A 17,431-nucleotide genomic window follows, 5' to 3' on the forward strand; every position below is an offset into this window, starting at 1 on the left:
GCGGCCTGTGTGAGAGATTGGAAAACGAACAATGCTGATACATTTGGAAAAGCTGGGCAAGAGCTTTGGCGAGAAGATCGTCCTGCATGATGTCACGGCCAGTGTCGAACGGGAGGACCGCATCGGCATCGTGGGCCAGAACGGCGCAGGCAAAACGACCCTGCTGAAGATCCTGACCGGCGAATATACGGACTACGAGGGTGAGTTCAGTGTGACCCATGGTGTAACGCTGGGTTATCTGGAACAGAATGCAAAGCTCGACCCTACGTTGGATATCTACGGCGAGATGCGTTCCTGCTTTGCCCATGTGCTGGATGCCATGGCCCAGATGCAGATCCTGGAGCGCAGAATGGCCGCCAGCCCGGAGGATACCTCTCTGCTGGAACAGCACGATGCCTTGCAGAACATCATTGATGCCGCTGACGGCTACAATATGGATGTCAACATCAAAAAGGTGCTGTCCGGTATGGGGTTTGCGCAGGATACCTGGACGAAGAATATCGCTGTGCTTTCGGGCGGTGAGCTGACGCGCCTTCGTCTGGCAAAGCTGCTGCTGGAAAAGCCGGATGTCCTGATCTTGGACGAGCCCACCAACCACTTGGATTTTGCCACCATGGAATGGCTGGAGAATTACCTCAAGGGCTATTCCGGTGCCGTGCTGGTCGTCAGCCATGACCGCTATTTCCTGGACAATATCTGCACCAGGATCTGGGAGGTCTCCTTCCAGACCATGACCACTTATAAGGGCAACTTCTCAGCCTATCTGCCTCAGAAGGAAGCTGCCGATGTCCTGCGCCAGAAGCAGCACGATGCAGATGTAGCACTGGCTGAAAAGCTGCAGGATTATGTAGACCGCAATCTTGTGCGCGCTTCCACCACCAAGATGGCCCAGAGCCGCCGCAAACAGCTGGAAAAGCTGGAGATCACGGAAGCACCAAAGGATGAAACGAACCAGCTCAAGTTCCGCTTTGAGTATGATGTGGAGCCGTGGAACGAGTTGGTGATGATGAAGAACCTGACCATCAGAATCGGGGAGCGCACCCTGTTGGAACCCTTTACCTATACGGTCTGCCGGGGTCAGCGGCTGGTGATCGCAGGCCCCAACGGTGCGGGCAAATCCACCCTGATGCAGGTGCTGGATGGTAAGCGCCGCCCCTCCGGCGGCATGGTACGGCTGGGTACGGGAGCCCGGCCCAGCATTTTTGCCCAGCAGCAGAACCGTCTGGGACAGGGCCGGGTGATCGATGTCATCTGGAACAAGTATCCCCGGATGACGGAGCTGGAAGTGCGCAGCCATCTGGCAAAGCTGGGTTTCCGGGGTGAGACAGTGTTCAAGCCCTGCGAGGCACTTTCCGGCGGAGAGCTGGCCCGGCTGCGCTTTGCTGAGATCGTGCTGGAGCGGCCCAATCTGCTGTTTCTGGACGAGCCCACCAACCACCTGGACATCTACACCCGCGAGAACCTGACCGAGGCCCTGATGGCATACACTGGGACCCTGCTCATGGTCACCCATGACCGCCATCTGATGAACAGTCTGGGCTGTCCCATCCTCTATCTGGAAGATGGCAAGGCCACCCTGTATCCGAGCTACGATGCCCTGATGGGCCGTGCCGTTTCTGCTGCCGCTCCGGAAAAAGCCGGGGATCAGCCCGCCAAGGCCGGTTACGGCAAGGAGCAGCGCCGCCGCCGCGCGGAGCTGCGGGCCAAGATCAAGGCTTGCGAGGATGAAATGGAAGCCTGCGGGGCAAGGGAAGTGGAGCTTGACAATGAGATCAACTCCCCGGAGGTCTACAATGACCCCGATCTGCTCCGCCAAAAGAGCGATGAGCTCAGTGATCTGCGCTTCCATCAGGAGGAGCTGTTTGCTGCCTGGGAAAAGGCAATGGAAGAGCAGGAGCAGTACGAACAGGCTGCTGGTGAAGAATAATCTGCTGCAAAGGAGAACAATGATGCCTCATAATCGCCGCAATTACAACAAAACGCACAGCATCGCCCTTTCAGGTCTGCTGTTTGCTCTGGCGATGGCGCTTTCCTTCATCGAGGGCACATTGGTCATCCCCGGGCTTTTGCCAGGCATGAAGCTGGGTCTGGCGAATATTGTGGTGATGTATGCCCTGTTCTTCATGGGGCCAAAACAGGCTCTTGTGCTGGATGTGCTGAAGGCGTTCTTCGTCTTTCTGGTCTCCGGCTGGACGGCAGGTTTTCTTTCCCTCTGCGGCGGCCTGCTCTCACTGCTGGTGATGTGGCTGCTCTACTATCACTGCCCGCTGCGGCCTACCTGGTTCATCCTGTCGGTCTGCGGCGCGCTGGCCCACAACATCGGCCAGCTGCTGGGAGCCAGTGTCATCCTTTCCACAGCAGTGTCCCTTTACTATGCACCGGTCATGCTGGTGCTGGGCCTTGTGATGGGAATGCTCACCAGTGTCACCCTGCGGGCCATGCTGCCTGCACTGGGACGGCTGGGTTATAATATCCAGGAAAACCGCAAAGGATGAACTGCCTGGTTGCAACCGGGGCCGGAATCCGATATAATAAATCAAATCTGAATTTTTACCCAACAAAAAAACTGCCCACGGGATAGCGCACTTTGGCGCGGGGCAGCTGGGAGGTATGAGTTTATGTCTGAAAAAGTGACTGTCAAGGTGGAGCGCAATATCCTCCATCTTCCCGCCATTGCCCTGCGTGGGCTGGTGGTGTTCCCCAACAACCTGCTGCATTTTGAGGTGGGTCGTGACAAGAGCATTGCCGCTGTAGAATGGGCCGTGCGGAATAAATCTGAGGTGTTCCTCATTGCGCAGAAGGATATGAAGGCTGAGGACCCCAAGGCAGAGGAGATGTACCAGTACGGCGTTGTGGCCGAGATCAAGCAGGTCATGCGTGTTTCGGATGATCTGGTGCGCATTCTGGTGGAGGGCAAGTTCCGCGCCAAGCGCACCGAGCTGGATACCGAAGGCAGCTTCCTGCTGGCATCGGTGCGGCCGGCTCCTGTGCGTCCCATCAAGGCAGAGGAAGAGACCGAGGCGGAGGCCCTGCTCCGCAACGTGAAAACGAGCTTCGACGCGGTGCTTTCCATGAATCCCCGCATCAGCAAGGACGTGGTGTTTGCTGTTACCTCGAATAACGACCCCGCCTTCCTGTGCGAGTACATCCCTGCCAATCTGCTCTTCCGCTTTGAGGATAAGCAGGCTGTGATGGAGGAAAGCACTCTCATCGGCCGTCTGCGCTTGCTGGTGGAACGCCTGCATCGGGAGCGCCGGATGCTGGAGATCGACAAGGAGATCGCCCAGAAAGTGGACGAGGCCATGGACAAGAACCAGCGTGATTACTACCTGCATGAGCAGATGCACATGATCAGCCAGGAGCTGGGCGAGGACGATGATACCACGGCAGAGGCCGAGGAGTACCGCCGCAGGATCCAGGAGCTGCATCTGGACGAGGAGCGGGAGAAGAAACTGCTCAAGGAAGTGGACCGCCTTGCCAAGATGCAGAGCAGCAATCAGGAGGGAACGGTCATCCGCACCTATCTGGATACCTGCCTGGATCTGCCCTGGAACAGCTGTACTGAGGACGACCTCGATATCGCCAAGGCACAGCGCATCCTTGACCGCGACCACTACGGTCTGAAGAAGGTCAAGGACCGCATTCTTGAGGTGTTGGCTGTCCGCAAGCTGGCTCCGGATGTCAAGGGGCAGATCATCTGCCTGGTCGGCCCTCCGGGTGTCGGCAAGACCAGCATTGCCCGCTCCATTGCCGAGAGCCTGAACCGCAAGTATGTGCGCATCAGTCTGGGCGGTGTGCGGGATGAGGCAGAGATCCGCGGCCACCGCCGCACCTATATCGGGGCCATGCCCGGCAAGATCATCAACGCCATGATCTCCGCCAAGAGCTCCAACCCCCTGATGCTGCTGGACGAGATCGACAAGCTGGCGGGCGATTTCCGGGGTGACCCGGCCGCCGCCCTGCTGGAAGCTCTTGATCCCGAGCAGAACACCACCTTTAATGATCACTTTATCGATATGCCGTTTGATCTGAGCCATGTGCTTTTTATCACCACGGCAAATGATCTGAGCGCCATTCCCGGCCCTCTGCGTGACCGCATGGATGTCATTGAGCTGCCCAGTTATACCCGGGTGGAGAAATACAACATTGCCCGCAAGCATCTGGTACCCAAGCAGCTCAAGGCCTGCGGTCTGGCCGGGAAGGTCACCTTCTCCCAGAGCGCGCTCTACGGCATCATTGACGGCTACACCCGTGAGGCCGGTGTCCGCACCCTGGAGCGTACCATCACCAGTGTCCTGCGCAAGTGCGCCCGCAAGATCGCGTCCGGCGAGGCGGAAACCGTCTCTGTGACCGGCAGCAGCCTGGAAGAGCTGCTGGGCCCCCGCTTCGTCAAGCCCGATTTCCTCAACCGGACCAACGCCATTGGTATTGCCAACGGTCTGGCCTGGACCAGCATCGGCGGCGAGACCCTGCCCATCGAAGTGCAGGTCATGGACAATGGCAGCGGCAAGATCACCGTCACCGGTTCGCTGGGCGACGTGATGAAGGAAAGTGCCCAGCTGGCCATTACCTATGTCCGTGTCCACGCCGAGGAATACGGCATCGACCCTGAGCGGCTGAAGAAATGCGATCTGCACATCCATGCCCCCGAGGGTGCCGTGCCCAAGGACGGCCCCAGCGCCGGTGTTACTCTGACCACGGCTCTGGTGTCCTGTCTGTCCGGCATCCCGGTGCGCGGTGATGTTGCCATGACCGGCGAGATCACTCTGCACGGCAATGTGCTGCCCATCGGCGGCCTGCGCGAAAAGAGCATGGCTGCCTACCGTGAGGGGATGAAAACCGTGCTCATCCCCAAGGATAACGTTCCGGACCTGTACGAGGTGGATGACGAGGTGAAGAAGAATCTGACCTTCCTGCCCATGTCGGACCTCGCACAGGTGCTCAATGCCGCTCTGCTCAAGCCCAAGAGCGTTTCTGCCCGTCATCCGCACCCCGCCAAAAAGGCAAAGCCGGTGGAAGCGGCCATCCCGCCTACACCGGAAAAACCGAAGCCGGGGGCTGTCTGCTAATCAAAGGAGCAAACGATGAACTACAACAAAGCGGATTTTATTGCAAGCTACGGCATTTCCAGCCAGCTGCCCGAAAGTGACCGTCCGGAGCTCAGCTTCTCAGGCCGTTCCAACGTGGGCAAGTCCAGCCTCATCAACAAGCTGTGCAACCGCAAGAACCTTGCCCGTGTGTCCAGTACGCCGGGAAAAACGGCCACCATCAATTTCTATGAGGTAGACAACTGTTATTTTGTGGATCTGCCCGGCTATGGTTATGCCAAGGTCAGCAATGCGGACCGCGAGCGCTGGGATGACCTCATCAACAGCTATTTTGAGGCCCCCCGGCATCATACTCTGCTGGTGCAGCTCATCGACTGTCGCCATGCCCCCAGCGCAGATGACCTGCAGATGCTGAAGTATCTGCACTATCATCAGATCCCCTTTGTTGTGGCATTGACCAAAGCCGATAAGCTCAAAAAGAGCCAGCTGGCCAAGACACAGGAGGATTTTGAAAAGGTCTGCCTGCCCTATGGCTGCCAGAAGGTGGTGCTGACCAGCGGCGAGAGCGGCTACGGCATCCCGGAGCTGCAGGCGGTGCTGAACGAGGCTGTGGCGGCAGAGTTCACCGATGACGAGGAAGCGGAGTAAACCATGGCCTACAATGAATTTGCCTATTTCTATGATGAATTCAACGGCGAAGCCGACTATGATGCCCTCTATGAGCAGATCCGGCAGGAGCTGAATGCCCACGATATCCGGGATGGCATTCTGGCCGATCTGGGCTGTGGAACAGGGGAGCTGACCCTGATGCTGACCCAAGCGGGCTATGATATGATCGGCATCGATCAGTCCGAGGAGATGCTCTGCGTTGTGCGGGATAAGGCGGAACAGCTGGGCCTTTCCGGCAAGCTGCTGCTTTTGCAGCAGGATCTGCTCAAGCTCGACCTCTACGGCACCATCCGGGGCGCGGTGTCTACCTTCGATACCTTCAACCACATCCCGGACCTGGATACCGCCATTGCCAACGCGGCTTTTTTCATGGAAGAGGGCGGGGTGTTCCTCTTTGATATGAACACCCCTTACAAGCACCAGAAGGTGCTGGGGGAGAATGTTTTCACCTTTGAGGAAGAGGATGCTGCCTGTGTCTGGCGCAACCACTATCACCCTGCGGACCGCCGGGTGGAGATCACGGTGGATATCGACTACCGCGAAACCGGCGAACACTTCCATGAACAGTTCTATGAATATACCTACGACCTGGATACCATCCGAGCTGCGTTGGAAAAGCACGGCTTTGTGCTGGAAAAGGTCTGCGACGGTGAGAGCTTCGGCCCCCTGACCGAAGAGAGCGAGCGCTATTTCTTCTGTGCCGTCAAGCAGTATACCCAATTGGAGGAAAAAGAAAATGTCTAATCTGATCCGCGGTATTTCTGAAAACGGCGGTGTTGTGTTCTGCGGTGTGGACTCCACTGAGATCGTCCATACGGCCGAGCAGCTGCACCACACCAGTGCGACCTGCAGCGCAGCCCTGGGCCGCCTGCTCACCGGTGCGTCCCTGATGGGTTCCATGCTCAAGGATGACGGCGATTCCATTACGCTGCGTGTGGCGGGCGGCGGCCCCACCGGAACGGTTGTTGCCTGTACCGATGGTACCGGCAATGTCAAGGGCTGCATCGACCACCCGCTGGTAGAGCTGCCTTTGAAAGCAAACGGCCATCTGGATGTGGGCGGTGCTGTGGGCAAAAACGGCGTGCTGACTGTCATCCGTGATAACCGCCTGCAGAAAGAACCCACTGTGGGTCAGGTGCCGCTGGTCTCCGGCGAGATTGCCGAGGATCTGACCAGCTACTATGCTTACAGTGAGCAGGTGCCTACCGTCTGCGCTCTGGGTGTGCTGGTGGATACTGACCTGACCATTGCCTGCGCGGGCGGCTTCCTGCTGCAGCTGCTGCCCGGTGCCACCGATGCCGAGATCACCCAGCTGGAGCAGAACATCGCCGCAATGCCTTCCGTCACCGAACTGCTTCGGGAAGGCAAGACCCCCGAGGATATGATGAACCTTGCTCTGGCAGGCTTCAACCCCAATGTACTGGATGAGCGCGAGGTGCAGTATAAGTGTGACTGCAGTGAGGAGCGTACCGAGGAGATGCTGCTGAGCCTGGGCCGCAAGGAGCTGGAAAAGCTCCGGGATGAGGATCCTGACTGCGAGGTCGTCTGTCATTTCTGCCACACCAAATATCATTTTGACCTGAATCAGCTGGTGGAGAAGGCTGCTTATAAAAAAGAAGCGGCCGAAGAGCCCGCCGAAAATGCATAAGATGTAACCTGAAAACGGCCTGGAGCGAGAAACTCCGGGCCGTTTTCAGGTGCAGATGTCAGCGATGATGGTGTAGACCACCCGGTAATGCAGCATATCGTTCTCGGTTGTGACATCTACTTTCTGCGCCACAAATTCTGCATCCGGGTAATCGTTCTGCAAGGCCTGTAAGCCATGCAGACGGGCCAGTGCGCTGGCTTCATCCTCTGAGGAATGAATTTCATTTTCTGCCTGTTCGTAATAGGTGGTTTCCTCGATGGAAAGCGGGAGCGTCAGCCCCAGAAGCTCCGGCTGAAGATGCCGTGTGACCGCCGTGGAATCATCCGCAGGAGAGAAAAGGGAAGGCAATGGGAACACCTGCCCGGCAAGGAAAAGCCTTCGCTGAACGACAGCGTTCCCAGTCAGCTGGTATGTGGCAGCTGTCAGCGGAAGCTCTTCCGCAAACTCCCACTCGAACTGCGCCCGAACGCTTCCGGCGGCAGGCTGAAAGATCAGCGTGCCGTCCCGCTCAGCCCGGGCAGTGCCGATGAGTCCCTGGCCTTTTTCCACTGCCTGCCCGGGAACCACCAGCATCGTCCCGCTGACAAGGTTTGTGCTGACCACCGTGCCTGCAGCCTTTGACCGCAGGCCATGGAGCGTTCCGGCGGCGATCTCCGGCACTGGTTTGGCTTCTGCCGCTTCCAGTTCCAGCCGCCCATCCAGAAAATTCAGGCTGACCCACGAGAATTCACCGCTCTGGAGCAGAGCATATTCCCCGGCGGCAAGTTTTTCCTGCGTGACGATACTGCCCGGCATCAAGGAAACGGTTTCCCGCAGCACGGAAGCTGCCCGCGCCTGCTGGCCGGTCGTCAGGCCGGAAGCATCCACAGCCCAGACAAGGCCCTGTGACCAAAGCAAAAGCGGCACAAACAGCAAAAGCCCGGCCCACAGCCCCCGCCGCCGGAGGTAGGGCCGCAGGAGAAAAAACAGCCCTGTCTTTTTGCGGATGCGCAGATGCACCCGCCGCTTGCGGGCAAGTTTTGCCAGCCGGAGGTAGTGCCATGCCGCGCACCGGGCCGTAAAGCCGCCGGGAGCAGGGAAGATGTCGGTGAGATGCAGGCCTGTCCGTGCAGCTTCGGAGAGCAGGCCATCGGTATCACCGTTCCGGGCAGAAAATGCTGCCCCGGCCCAAAGCTGTAAGATGCTGCATCCCTCCCTAATCGCTGGAAAATTCTGTGCGTAAAAACCGCCCCCGCAGAGTAATTCGGTGAGCGGCCAGCGTTTCGATTCTAAGCCCGTCCCCATACACGGTGAACAACCCGCCCGCAAATTCCAGGCAGAGCCTGCCCTCCTCATAGGTGCGCACCCTGCGGAAGTGCTCAATCTCCATCACACCGCCGCTCAGATAGACAGAGGGCTGGCCGTAAAAGCCCCGGGGAGGCTGGCGCAGCATCCGGCCAAACCAGCCGCGCAGGGAGAGCCGCCCGGTTTTCTGCTGTTTCACACCCGCTCCCTCCCCGCCGGGCAAAACTGCGCCCCGTATCACATATATATGGAACCGGAGGGCATGTGTATGAATCAGCTTTTCAGATGGGATCAGATGGGTTTGTTTTTGCTGGCACTGGCGGCAGGGATTCTGCCGTTTGCAGTGCCGGAGGTTTGTGCCGCTGCTCTGCGGGAAGGCCTGACCCTCTGCAGCGGGCCGCTGCTGCTCTCGCTGTTCCCGTTTCTCGTGGTATCGCGCTTACTCATCCAATGCCCGGAAAGCGACCTGCTGGCCCTGCCGTTCCGTCTGGCGGCGTGGGGCATCGGCATCCGCACACCCTGTGCGGCACGGGTGCTCTGCATCGGGTTCCTGGGTGGCTTTGCACCAGCGGCCAGTGCTGCGGCGCAGGCAGTCAGGACCGGTCAGCTTACGGCTGAGGAAGCGGATGCCCTGCTGCCTGCCTGTATCTGTTCCGGTCCATCCTTTGTGGTTCTGACGGTGGGGCAGAGCCTGCTGGGCAGTGCAGAGCTTGGCGTGTTGTTGTTTGCGTCACAGATCACCGCAAATTATCTGACTGCCGCCCTGCTGAACCGGTTTGCAGGAGTGCGTTCGGTCAAACCGGGATCTGCAGCGCCAGCATCCCCTGCACCGCCGCGGCTGGATGAGATCCTGGCCGATGCCGCCATAACGTACTGCAAGCTTTGTGGGTTTATCCTCTTTTTCCGGATGCTGGCCGCCGGGGCAGGGGCACTTTTGCCTGCCGGTGCGGGCACACTCTGTGCCATTCTGCTGGAAGTTTGCTCCGGCTGTGACCTGGCCTCCCGCACCGGACGATGGGGGAGTCTGCTCTGCTGTGCAGCACTGAGCGTGCAGGGTCTTTCCGTGTTGCTGCAGGTGCGCACCATCTGCCCGCCGGAAATGACCCTGCGCCCGCTCTACCGGGCCAGGTTGCTCCATCTGCCGCTTTCACTGGCCCTGTTCTACCTGCTGCTGCCGGGCGGGGAGGCGGATGTGTTCAGCACTCTGCCTGCCCGGGTCCTTTTGATGCGGCGGGTGCCGCCGGATTGTGCCCTGCTCGTTTTTGCAGTGTGTTGTATGGCAGCCTGCACTTTGCGCAGTGGAATCCGTCAAGTTGAACAGAAACAGATGGCAAGAAATGCAGGTGGGTGTTGTATAAATTCCAAAACTTTGCTATAATAAGACGTAAGCATTCAATGACAGGGAAGCTTCCCTGAACAGATGGAAATAAAATAAATGAGCACACGCTTATTTTAGATGGAGGACCATAGAATGGATTTACAGAATATGGATCTTAAGGGCGGGAGCCTGCAAATTTCCACCGAGGTCATCGGCAAGATCGCACGCTGTGCTGCACTGGAAGTGGACGGTGTGTCCGAGGTCTCCTGCGGCAAGCAGAACAAAAAGGTCAAGGAGCTGCTGGCTGCTGCCAGCATCCAGCCCCCTGTTACCGTGGAGATGCGGGACGGCACCGCAGAACTGACCCTGAATCTGGTGGTCAAGTTTGGTGCAAAGATCCCTGCTGTGGCCGAAAAGGTACAGGAGAATGTCAAGTCTGCTGTTCAGAACATGACCAATGTCACGGTAAGCCGTGTGAACCTTGTTATTGCCGGCCTTGCGGCTGAGGAACAGGAATAAAAAGTAGAAGAGGAAGATTATGGAAAATATTTTGCCCCGTCGTGAAGCCCGCGAGAATGCGTTCCTGCTGGCTTTTTCCCAGACCTTTGGTGATGTGCCCCTGCAGGAAGCACTGGATACGAACAACGAGTGTGGGGAAGAGCGTCCTGTGGATGTGTTCGGCCAGCGCCTGCTGAGTGCCTATTACAGCCACTCTGCAGAGGTGGACGACCTCATCCGTGACCATCTGCGCAACTGGACCATGGAGCGCCTGCCCCGTGTCAGCCTGACTGTCCTGCGTCTGGCTCTGGCTGAGATGCTGTATGGCGACGAGCGTAAGCCCGGTGTTGTCATCAATGAGGCTGTGGAGCTGACCAAGAAATACGGCGCAGATGAGGACTATCAGTTCGTGAATGGTCTGCTGGGTGCTGTTGCCCGTGAGCAGGGTCTGGATACGGAGCCGGTGGAGTCGGAAGAACAGTGAGCCACTATACGCTGGGCATCGACACAAGCAACTATGCAACCTCTCTGGCGGTTTTTCACACAGCCGGAGAGGTTGTTTGCGCAAAGAAACGTTTTCTGCCGGTCAAGGAGGGCCAGCTGGGCCTGCGGCAGAGTGATGCGCTCTTCCACCATACCGCGGCTCTGCCCGAGATGTTGGAGGAGCTTAGCCGGGAGTTTGATCTGACCCAAATCTCGGCAGTGGGCGTTTCCCAGAAGCCGCGCCCCGTGGAGGGAAGCTACATGCCCTGCTTCCTGGCGGGTGTCAGCGCGGCCACAGCCTTTGCGCAGGCCCGGGGCATCCCGCTCATCCACACCACCCATCAGCAGGGACACGCGGCGGCAGCGCTGTTTGCAGCAAAAGGGGAAGAGCTCTTCCGCCAGAAAGTGCTGCTCTTCCACATCTCAGGCGGTACAACGGATCTTCTGCTCTGCAATGAGGTTAAGGAGATCACTACACTGGGCACCAGCACTGACCTATACGCTGGGCAGGCAGTGGATCGTGTGGGGGTCAAGCTGGGGTTTGGCTTCCCGGCAGGTGTGGAAGTTTCCCGTCTGGCTGCCTTGTGTGAGGAACCCATTAAGCCCAGATCCAGCGTGAAGGGGATGCAGTGCAGTCTTTCGGGGCTGGAAAATCAGTGCAATGCCCTGCTGAATGAGGGCAAAGCCCCGGAGTATGTCTGCAAATACTGCCTGCTCTGTGTGGCAGACACTGTGGTCAAGATGACAAAAGCCGCCCAGAAGGAATACCCCGGCCTGCCTGTGGTCTGTGCGGGCGGTGTGATGAGCAGTGATATCATCCGCGCCTGGGTGCAGCAGCGCCTTCCGCAGGTGTATTTCGTGCCCGGGCAGTATTCCAGCGACAACGCCATCGGTGTGTCCATTGTTGCCGCACAGGGGGCTGGATTATGGCTGAAGTGATCTCAGTCTCGGCCCTGAACCGGTACGTCAAGAATCTGCTGGACGTGAATGATGTTCTGTTCGATCTGGCCCTGCGGGGCGAGATTGCCAACTTTGTGCAGAACGCCCGGAGCGGGCACTGCTACTTTTCCCTGCGGGACGAAGCCGCCAGCGTCAGGGCTGTGATGTTCCGCTCCGATGCGCGGCGGCTGGGCTTCCAGCCCGAAGAGGGCATGAAGGTGGTGGTACGCTGCCGTGTGACCCTCTACGAGCGGGACGGTGCGTTTCAGGTCTATGTCAACGACATGTTTCCGGACGGCATCGGCGCGACACAGCTGGCCTTTGAACAGCTGAAGGCAAAACTGGACAAAGAGGGGCTTTTTGCACCGGAGCATAAAAAGCCGCTGCCCCGGTTCCCGCAGTGTATCGGCCTTGTCACCAGCAAGACTGGTGCTGCACTGCAGGATATCCGCAATGTCATCGGGCGGCGCTGGCCTGCGGTGCGTCTGCTGCTGGCTCCTGTGAATGTGCAGGGCTTTGAAGCGGCAGAGGAGATCGCCGATGCCATTACCCGGCTGGACAAAAGCGGACGGGTGGACGAGATCATTGTAGCGCGCGGCGGCGGAAGCCGGGAGGACCTGTGGGTATTCAACGCCGAGGTCATTGCCCGGGCGGCCTACCGCTGCAAAACGCCCCTCATCAGCGCCATTGGTCACGAGATCGATTTTACGATCCTGGATTTTGTGGCAGATCAGCGCGCGCCCACGCCCTCAGCGGCGGCAGAGCTTGCTGTGCCCGACCGTGCCGAACAAGGACGGAAATTATGCACTTTGGAAGAAAATATTCACAATTGTATCCAATTTAAGCTGAGTTTATGTTATAATAGGCTGGAACAGACCGAACAGCTGCTTTCCCGTGCCGGTGTACAGGCAGCGCTGGAGGAGCGTGCTGCCCGCCTGGATACTCTGGCCGGGCGGCTGCAAACTGCCGCCAGAGGCAAGCTGCAGGCCGGAGAGCTGCGTCTGAAGCATACGGCAGCACTTGCCGCATCCCTGAACCCCTACGGTGTGCTGGCCCGCGGCTATGCCATGGTGCAGGACAATAGGGGAAGGATCTGCACGCCGGATGCGCTCCGGCCCGGGCAGGCCTGTAAACTCCGGGGCACGGAACACCGCGTGACCTGCACGGTCAACACAGTGGAGGAACTGGATGAGAGCACCCAAAAGCTTTGAGGATGGAATGACCCGGCTGGAAGCTATCCTTGAACAGATGCAGCAGCCGGAAACAACGCTGGCGGAATCGGTCAAACTCTATGCCGAAGCCGCATCCCTGATGGATTATTGTAACGGTACGCTGGAAAAGGCCACGCTGCAGCTGGATGAGATTGACGCGCAGCGGGCCCCCCGGCCGGACGCCGCACATTAAGGAGGAAGTTTCATGGATTACGCGAAGCAGTATCAAGAGTATCTTGCCCGGGCAAATCAGGCACTGGAAAAGGCCTGCGAGACTTTTTTGCCCGAGGAATCTGAGGTCTGCCGGGCTGCCCGTTACAGCCTGCTGGGCGGCGGCAAACGCATCCGCGCAGTGCTGGTTCTGGCCGTGTGCGATATGCTCAACGGCAGCGCTGAAGCAGCTGAGCAGTTTGCTGCGGCGGTCGAGATGCTGCACTGCTATTCTCTGATCCATGATGACCTGCCCTGCATGGACAACGATGACCTGCGTCGGGGCAAGCCCAGCTGCCACAAGGCCTTTGGTGAATCCACGGCTATGCTGGCCGGCGATGTACTGTTGACCGAGGCGTTCAACGTGGTCGCAAATGCACCGGCTTCGCCCATTGTCAGTGTGCAGGCCGCAAGGGCCTTGGGCGCTGGTGCGGGCAGCCATGGCATGGTTTATGGGCAGGAGCTTGACCTGAAATACGAGGCACTGGCTGCCACTGAAGAGCAGCTGCGGCTGATCCACCGGAACAAGACCGGTGCGCTCATCAATGCTGCTGTTCAGATGGGTGCTGCCGCTGCTCAGGCCAATGAGACCCAGTGCAAGGAGCTGGAGGACTATGCCTTCGGCATTGGTCTGGTGTTCCAGATCGTGGACGATGTGCTGGATGTGACCAGCACCGCCGAACAGCTGGGCAAACCCATTGGCAGCGACAGTGAGAACGGCAAGACCACTTTTGTGACCTTGTATGGGGCCGAGGGTGCCATGGAGCTGGCAAAAAAACTGAACAACGAGACCTGTGCCTCCCTGCACGCGGAATTTGGCGAAAAGGCCGCTTTCCTGGAGCAGCTGGCAAAAGAGCTGCTGGTGCGCCGCAGCTGATCCGAAAAAATAAGAAGGTGGAACGACCATGCAATTTATCCATAGCGTCCTGACGTTCAATGAGATCCTTACAGTATCCCTGTTGTCCTGGTTTGTGGCGCAGGTGCTCAAGACCATCATCAACTTTGTCCTGCTGGGCAGGTTCCAGCTGGAGCGGATGTGGGGCGATGGCGGTATGCCCAGTGCCCACAGCGCCACGGTAACGGCCATGGTCATTGCTACGGCACGCAGCGAGGGCATCCATTCGGCTATCTTTGCGGTGGCCGCAGTTGTTGCCATCATCACCATGCACGATGCTATGGGTGTGCGCCGCGAGACCGGCGAGCAGGCCAAGGTGCTGAACAAAATGCTGGAGCAGTGGATCGAAGTGACCGAGAAAAACAATCCCTTCCTGCAGAATATGCACCTGAAAGAGATGGTTGGTCACACTCCGCTGCAGGTTATGGCCGGTTTTGCACTGGGTATACTGGTCGGCTTCCTCTATCCTATGGGCCTCTGAGCGCCCCATTTCAAAACGTGAGAAGGACGTGAATTTATGAATTCGCCTTTGCTGGAGAAAATCTCTCAGCCCAGCGATCTGAAAAAGCTGTCCAGTCAGCAGACCGTGCAGCTTTGCGCAGAAATCCGTGAATTTCTTCTGGATAACGTATCAAAGACCGGCGGCCATCTGGCATCCAATCTGGGTGCTGTGGAGCTGACGGTGGCTCTGCACCGGGTGCTGACCACCCCCACGGATGAGATCGTGTTTGATGTAGGCCATCAGTGCTATACCCACAAGCTGCTGACCGGCCGCCGCGAGGGCTTTGCCAAGCTGCGGCAGCTGGATGGCATTTCCGGTTTCCCGAACCCCAACGAAAGTGAGCATGATGCTTTTATTGCCGGTCACGGCAACACCGCGCTCTCGCTGGCTGTGGGCATTGCCTGGGCCAAAAAGCTGCGGGGCGAGCCGGGACAGGTGGTTGCCCTCATTGGTGATGGTGCCTTTACCGGCGGTATGGTCTACGAGGGGATGAACAATATCGGCGGGCTGGACAATCTGCTGGTCATCCTGAACGACAACAAGATGTCCATTTCCAAGAATGTGGGCGCGTTGTCCCGCTACCTGAGCCATCTGCGCACCACCAGCCGCTATTACGATGCCAAGGAAAATGTGCGTTCCTTTCTGGATGGCGTGCCTGTCATCGGCCCACCGCTGAAATCTGCGATCCAGAACAGCAAGGCCATGGTGCGCAGGGCAATGTACCACTCAACCATGTTCGAGGATATGGGCTTCCACTATTATGGTCCTTTTGATGGTAACAATGAACCGGAGCTTGAAGGAATCCTGCGCGATATCCACAGGCAGCCCGGCCCCCATTTCCTGCATGTCGTGACCAAGAAAGGCAAGGGCTATGCCCCGGCTGAGAGCAACCCCGGTAACTTCCACGGTGTTTCGACCTTTGATCTGGTCAACAGCATCCCAGACCCTGAGGTGGCTCCAAAGGAGTCTTTCTCGACGGTGTTCGGCAATGTCCTGAACAAGGAGGGCGCGGAAAACCAGAAGATCTGTGCCATCACAGCCGCAATGAAGTATGGTACGGGCCTGCAGTTCTTTGCACACACCCACCCCAAGCGTTTCTTTGATGTGGGCATGGCAGAGCAGCATGCTGTGACCTTTGCAGCGGGCCTTGCCAGCCAGGGAATGCTGCCGGTGGTCTGTATCTACTCCACCTTCCTGCAGCGTTCCTATGACCAGATCATCCATGATGTGAACCTGCTGAAGGAGAACGTTGTCCTTGCCGTCGACCGCGCCGGTTTTGTTCCGGCAGACGGCGAGACTCATCAGGGAATCTTTGACCCGGCCTTCCTCAGTCAGGTGGGGATCCCTGTCTATTCGCCCTCCAACTATGCCGAACTGCGGCACTGGCTGCCCATCTTGCTCAGTGATGAGATGCATGGCCCCCGGGCAATCCGGTATCCCCGCGGTGGTGAGAGCGCAGCACTGGCGCAGTTTGGCTGTTCTGGCAGAGAATATGACCGGCTCTATACCGCCCCTGATGCCAAGGCTGTAATGGTCAGTTACGCCGATGAAGTTGAGGACGTGCTGGAAGCAGCAAAGCTGTTGGGCAGGAAAAATGTCCCCTGTGATGTTTATAAGCTTGTAAAGATATATCCCTTTACACCTGAGCTTATTTCTGAAATTTCAAGATATGACGTTGTTTTATTTGCGGAGGAATGCGTAGCCTGCGGCGGCATCGGTGAGCATCTGGAAATGGCTCTGCAGAAAGCAGGCTGGCAGGGTGCTTATATCCACCGTGGTGTGGAGGATGTGCGTCTGCCCCATGCGACGGTTCCGCAGATCAAGCAGAGCACCGGCCTGGATGCAGAACATCTGGCACAGGCCATCCGTACATGGAAAGGAGCAGAATCTTGAAGATTCGTTTGGATCAATATCTGGTTCAGCATGGTCTGATCCAGAGCCGTGAGCGCGCCAAGGCGCTGATCATGTCCGGCGTGGTCTTTGTCAATGAACAGAAGGTAGACAAAGCCGGTGAGATGATCAAAGAGGATGCCAAGGTGGAGGTGCGCGGCCATGATATCGGTTATGTCAGCCGCGGCGGCCTGAAGCTGGAAAAGGCGATGCAGTGTTTTCCGCTGACCCCCAAGGGCAAAGTCTGCATGGACATTGGCGCATCCACCGGCGGCTTTACCGACTGTATGCTGCAAAATGGTGCAGTCAAGGTCTACGCAGTGGATGTGGGCTACGGTCAGCTGGCATGGAGTCTGCGCACCGATGAGCGGGTGGTCAATATGGAGCGCACAAACATCCGCAATGTGACCCTTGACCAGCTGGCAGAGCCGATCGAGTTTTTCAGCGTAGATGTCTCTTTTATCTCGCTGCATCATATCTTCCCGGTGGCGCAGGCCATCACGACCCCGGACGCTATGGGTGTTTGCCTGGTCAAGCCCCAGTTTGAGGCTGGCCGCGAAAAGGTGGGCAAAAACGGCGTTGTCCGTGACCCTGCCACCCACCGCGAGGTGCTGCACAATGCCATGGGCTATGCTGCTGCCAACGGCTTCAAGGTCTGCGGACTGGATTTCAGCCCCGTCAAGGGCCCTGAGGGAAACATTGAATATCTGATGTTCGTTCAGAAGAGCGATGAACCCGGTGCACTGGATGATTCGGTTGCTGAACAGGTGGTGGCATCCAGCCATTCTACGCTGGACCGCTGAACCATAATCCATAAAATCAGGGAGGGCGCGGAC

18 protein-coding genes are annotated in these 17,431 nt (G+C 58.0%); 16 read left to right on the plus strand and 2 right to left on the minus strand.

Annotation, left to right across the window (positions count from 1 at the left end):
• The first annotated feature begins 31 nt into the window (after positions 1–31).
• The 6 genes from ACKXGA_RS02250 to hslO all read left to right on the plus strand — a co-directional run bounded on the left by ACKXGA_RS02250 (position 32) and on the right by hslO (position 7,365).
• Complete coding sequence (locus ACKXGA_RS02250) at positions 32–1,927, plus strand: ABC-F family ATP-binding cassette domain-containing protein (RefSeq protein WP_423729993.1); 1,896 nt, start codon at positions 32–34, stop codon at positions 1,925–1,927.
• A gap of 19 nt (positions 1,928–1,946) precedes the next feature.
• Positions 1,947–2,495: a Gx transporter family protein gene (locus ACKXGA_RS02255; protein WP_242957903.1), complete on the plus strand. Its 549-nt coding sequence runs from the start codon at positions 1,947–1,949 to the stop codon at positions 2,493–2,495.
• Between the two features lie 123 nt (positions 2,496–2,618).
• On the plus strand, positions 2,619–5,069 hold the full coding sequence (gene lon, locus ACKXGA_RS02260) for an endopeptidase La (RefSeq protein ID WP_423729994.1): 2,451 nt from the start codon (positions 2,619–2,621) through the stop codon (positions 5,067–5,069).
• A gap of 15 nt (positions 5,070–5,084) precedes the next feature.
• On the plus strand, positions 5,085–5,696 hold the full coding sequence (yihA, locus tag ACKXGA_RS02265; protein WP_223454140.1) for a ribosome biogenesis GTP-binding protein YihA/YsxC: 612 nt from the start codon (positions 5,085–5,087) through the stop codon (positions 5,694–5,696).
• Between the two features lie 3 nt (positions 5,697–5,699).
• Positions 5,700–6,461, plus strand: coding sequence for a class I SAM-dependent DNA methyltransferase (locus tag ACKXGA_RS02270; protein ID WP_098922388.1), 762 nt, complete (start codon positions 5,700–5,702; stop codon positions 6,459–6,461).
• Entirely contained in the window at positions 6,454–7,365 is a 912-nt protein-coding gene (gene hslO, locus ACKXGA_RS02275) for an Hsp33 family molecular chaperone HslO (protein ID WP_423729995.1), read from the plus strand. The genes ACKXGA_RS02270 and hslO overlap by 8 nt, the downstream gene beginning before the upstream one ends.
• 45 nt (positions 7,366–7,410) lie before the next feature.
• Here hslO and ACKXGA_RS02280 read toward each other — a convergent pair whose 3' ends face one another.
• Complete coding sequence (locus ACKXGA_RS02280; protein ID WP_423729996.1) at positions 7,411–8,649, minus strand: sporulation protein YqfD; 1,239 nt, start codon at positions 8,647–8,649, stop codon at positions 7,411–7,413.
• Entirely contained in the window at positions 8,561–8,848 is a 288-nt protein-coding gene (locus tag ACKXGA_RS02285) for a sporulation protein (RefSeq protein ID WP_307862843.1), read from the minus strand. The genes ACKXGA_RS02280 and ACKXGA_RS02285 overlap by 89 nt, the downstream gene beginning before the upstream one ends.
• A 69-nt stretch (positions 8,849–8,917) precedes the next feature.
• Between ACKXGA_RS02285 and ACKXGA_RS02290 the strand changes: the two genes are divergently transcribed.
• The 10 genes from ACKXGA_RS02290 (at position 8,918) to ACKXGA_RS02335 (ending at position 17,398) form a co-directional block, all read left to right on the plus strand.
• The gene (locus ACKXGA_RS02290) at positions 8,918–10,027 is read left to right on the plus strand and encodes a hypothetical protein (protein WP_423729997.1); all 1,110 of its coding nucleotides are present in this window, start codon (positions 8,918–8,920) and stop codon (positions 10,025–10,027) included.
• 78 nt (positions 10,028–10,105) lie between these two features.
• A complete protein-coding gene (locus ACKXGA_RS02295; RefSeq protein ID WP_005933700.1) occupies positions 10,106–10,486 on the plus strand; it encodes an Asp23/Gls24 family envelope stress response protein in 381 nt (126 codons plus the stop codon).
• Positions 10,487–10,505: 19 nt separating this feature from the next.
• Positions 10,506–10,949, plus strand: a complete 444-nt coding sequence (nusB, locus tag ACKXGA_RS02300; RefSeq protein WP_005933702.1) for a transcription antitermination factor NusB — start codon at positions 10,506–10,508, stop codon at positions 10,947–10,949.
• On the plus strand, positions 10,946–11,887 hold the full coding sequence (locus ACKXGA_RS02305) for a glycoprotease (RefSeq protein WP_423729998.1): 942 nt from the start codon (positions 10,946–10,948) through the stop codon (positions 11,885–11,887). The genes nusB and ACKXGA_RS02305 overlap by 4 nt, the downstream gene beginning before the upstream one ends.
• On the plus strand, positions 11,875–13,098 hold the full coding sequence (gene xseA / locus ACKXGA_RS02310) for an exodeoxyribonuclease VII large subunit (RefSeq protein ID WP_423729999.1): 1,224 nt from the start codon (positions 11,875–11,877) through the stop codon (positions 13,096–13,098). The genes ACKXGA_RS02305 and xseA overlap by 13 nt, the downstream gene beginning before the upstream one ends.
• The gene (xseB, locus tag ACKXGA_RS02315; protein WP_223383781.1) at positions 13,076–13,291 is read left to right on the plus strand and encodes an exodeoxyribonuclease VII small subunit; all 216 of its coding nucleotides are present in this window, start codon (positions 13,076–13,078) and stop codon (positions 13,289–13,291) included. Before xseA ends, xseB begins: the two co-directional genes overlap by 23 nt.
• 12 nt (positions 13,292–13,303) lie before the next feature.
• The gene (locus ACKXGA_RS02320; RefSeq protein WP_207696863.1) at positions 13,304–14,185 is read left to right on the plus strand and encodes a polyprenyl synthetase family protein; all 882 of its coding nucleotides are present in this window, start codon (positions 13,304–13,306) and stop codon (positions 14,183–14,185) included.
• Between the two features lie 28 nt (positions 14,186–14,213).
• The gene (locus tag ACKXGA_RS02325) at positions 14,214–14,684 is read left to right on the plus strand and encodes a divergent PAP2 family protein (protein ID WP_005934165.1); all 471 of its coding nucleotides are present in this window, start codon (positions 14,214–14,216) and stop codon (positions 14,682–14,684) included.
• Positions 14,685–14,720: 36 nt separating this feature from the next.
• Complete coding sequence (gene dxs, locus ACKXGA_RS02330) at positions 14,721–16,598, plus strand: 1-deoxy-D-xylulose-5-phosphate synthase (RefSeq protein ID WP_423730000.1); 1,878 nt, start codon at positions 14,721–14,723, stop codon at positions 16,596–16,598.
• Positions 16,595–17,398 carry a TlyA family RNA methyltransferase gene (locus tag ACKXGA_RS02335; protein ID WP_098922372.1) on the plus strand — a complete coding sequence of 268 codons (804 nt, stop codon included), beginning with the start codon at positions 16,595–16,597 and terminating at the stop codon, positions 17,396–17,398. Before dxs ends, ACKXGA_RS02335 begins: the two co-directional genes overlap by 4 nt.
• The last annotated feature ends 33 nt before the right edge of the window (positions 17,399–17,431 follow it).

Source organism: Faecalibacterium hominis (ex Afrizal et al. 2022), assembly GCF_049545105.1.
In the GTDB taxonomy this organism is placed as follows: Bacteria; Bacillota; Clostridia; order Oscillospirales; family Ruminococcaceae; genus Faecalibacterium; species Faecalibacterium duncaniae.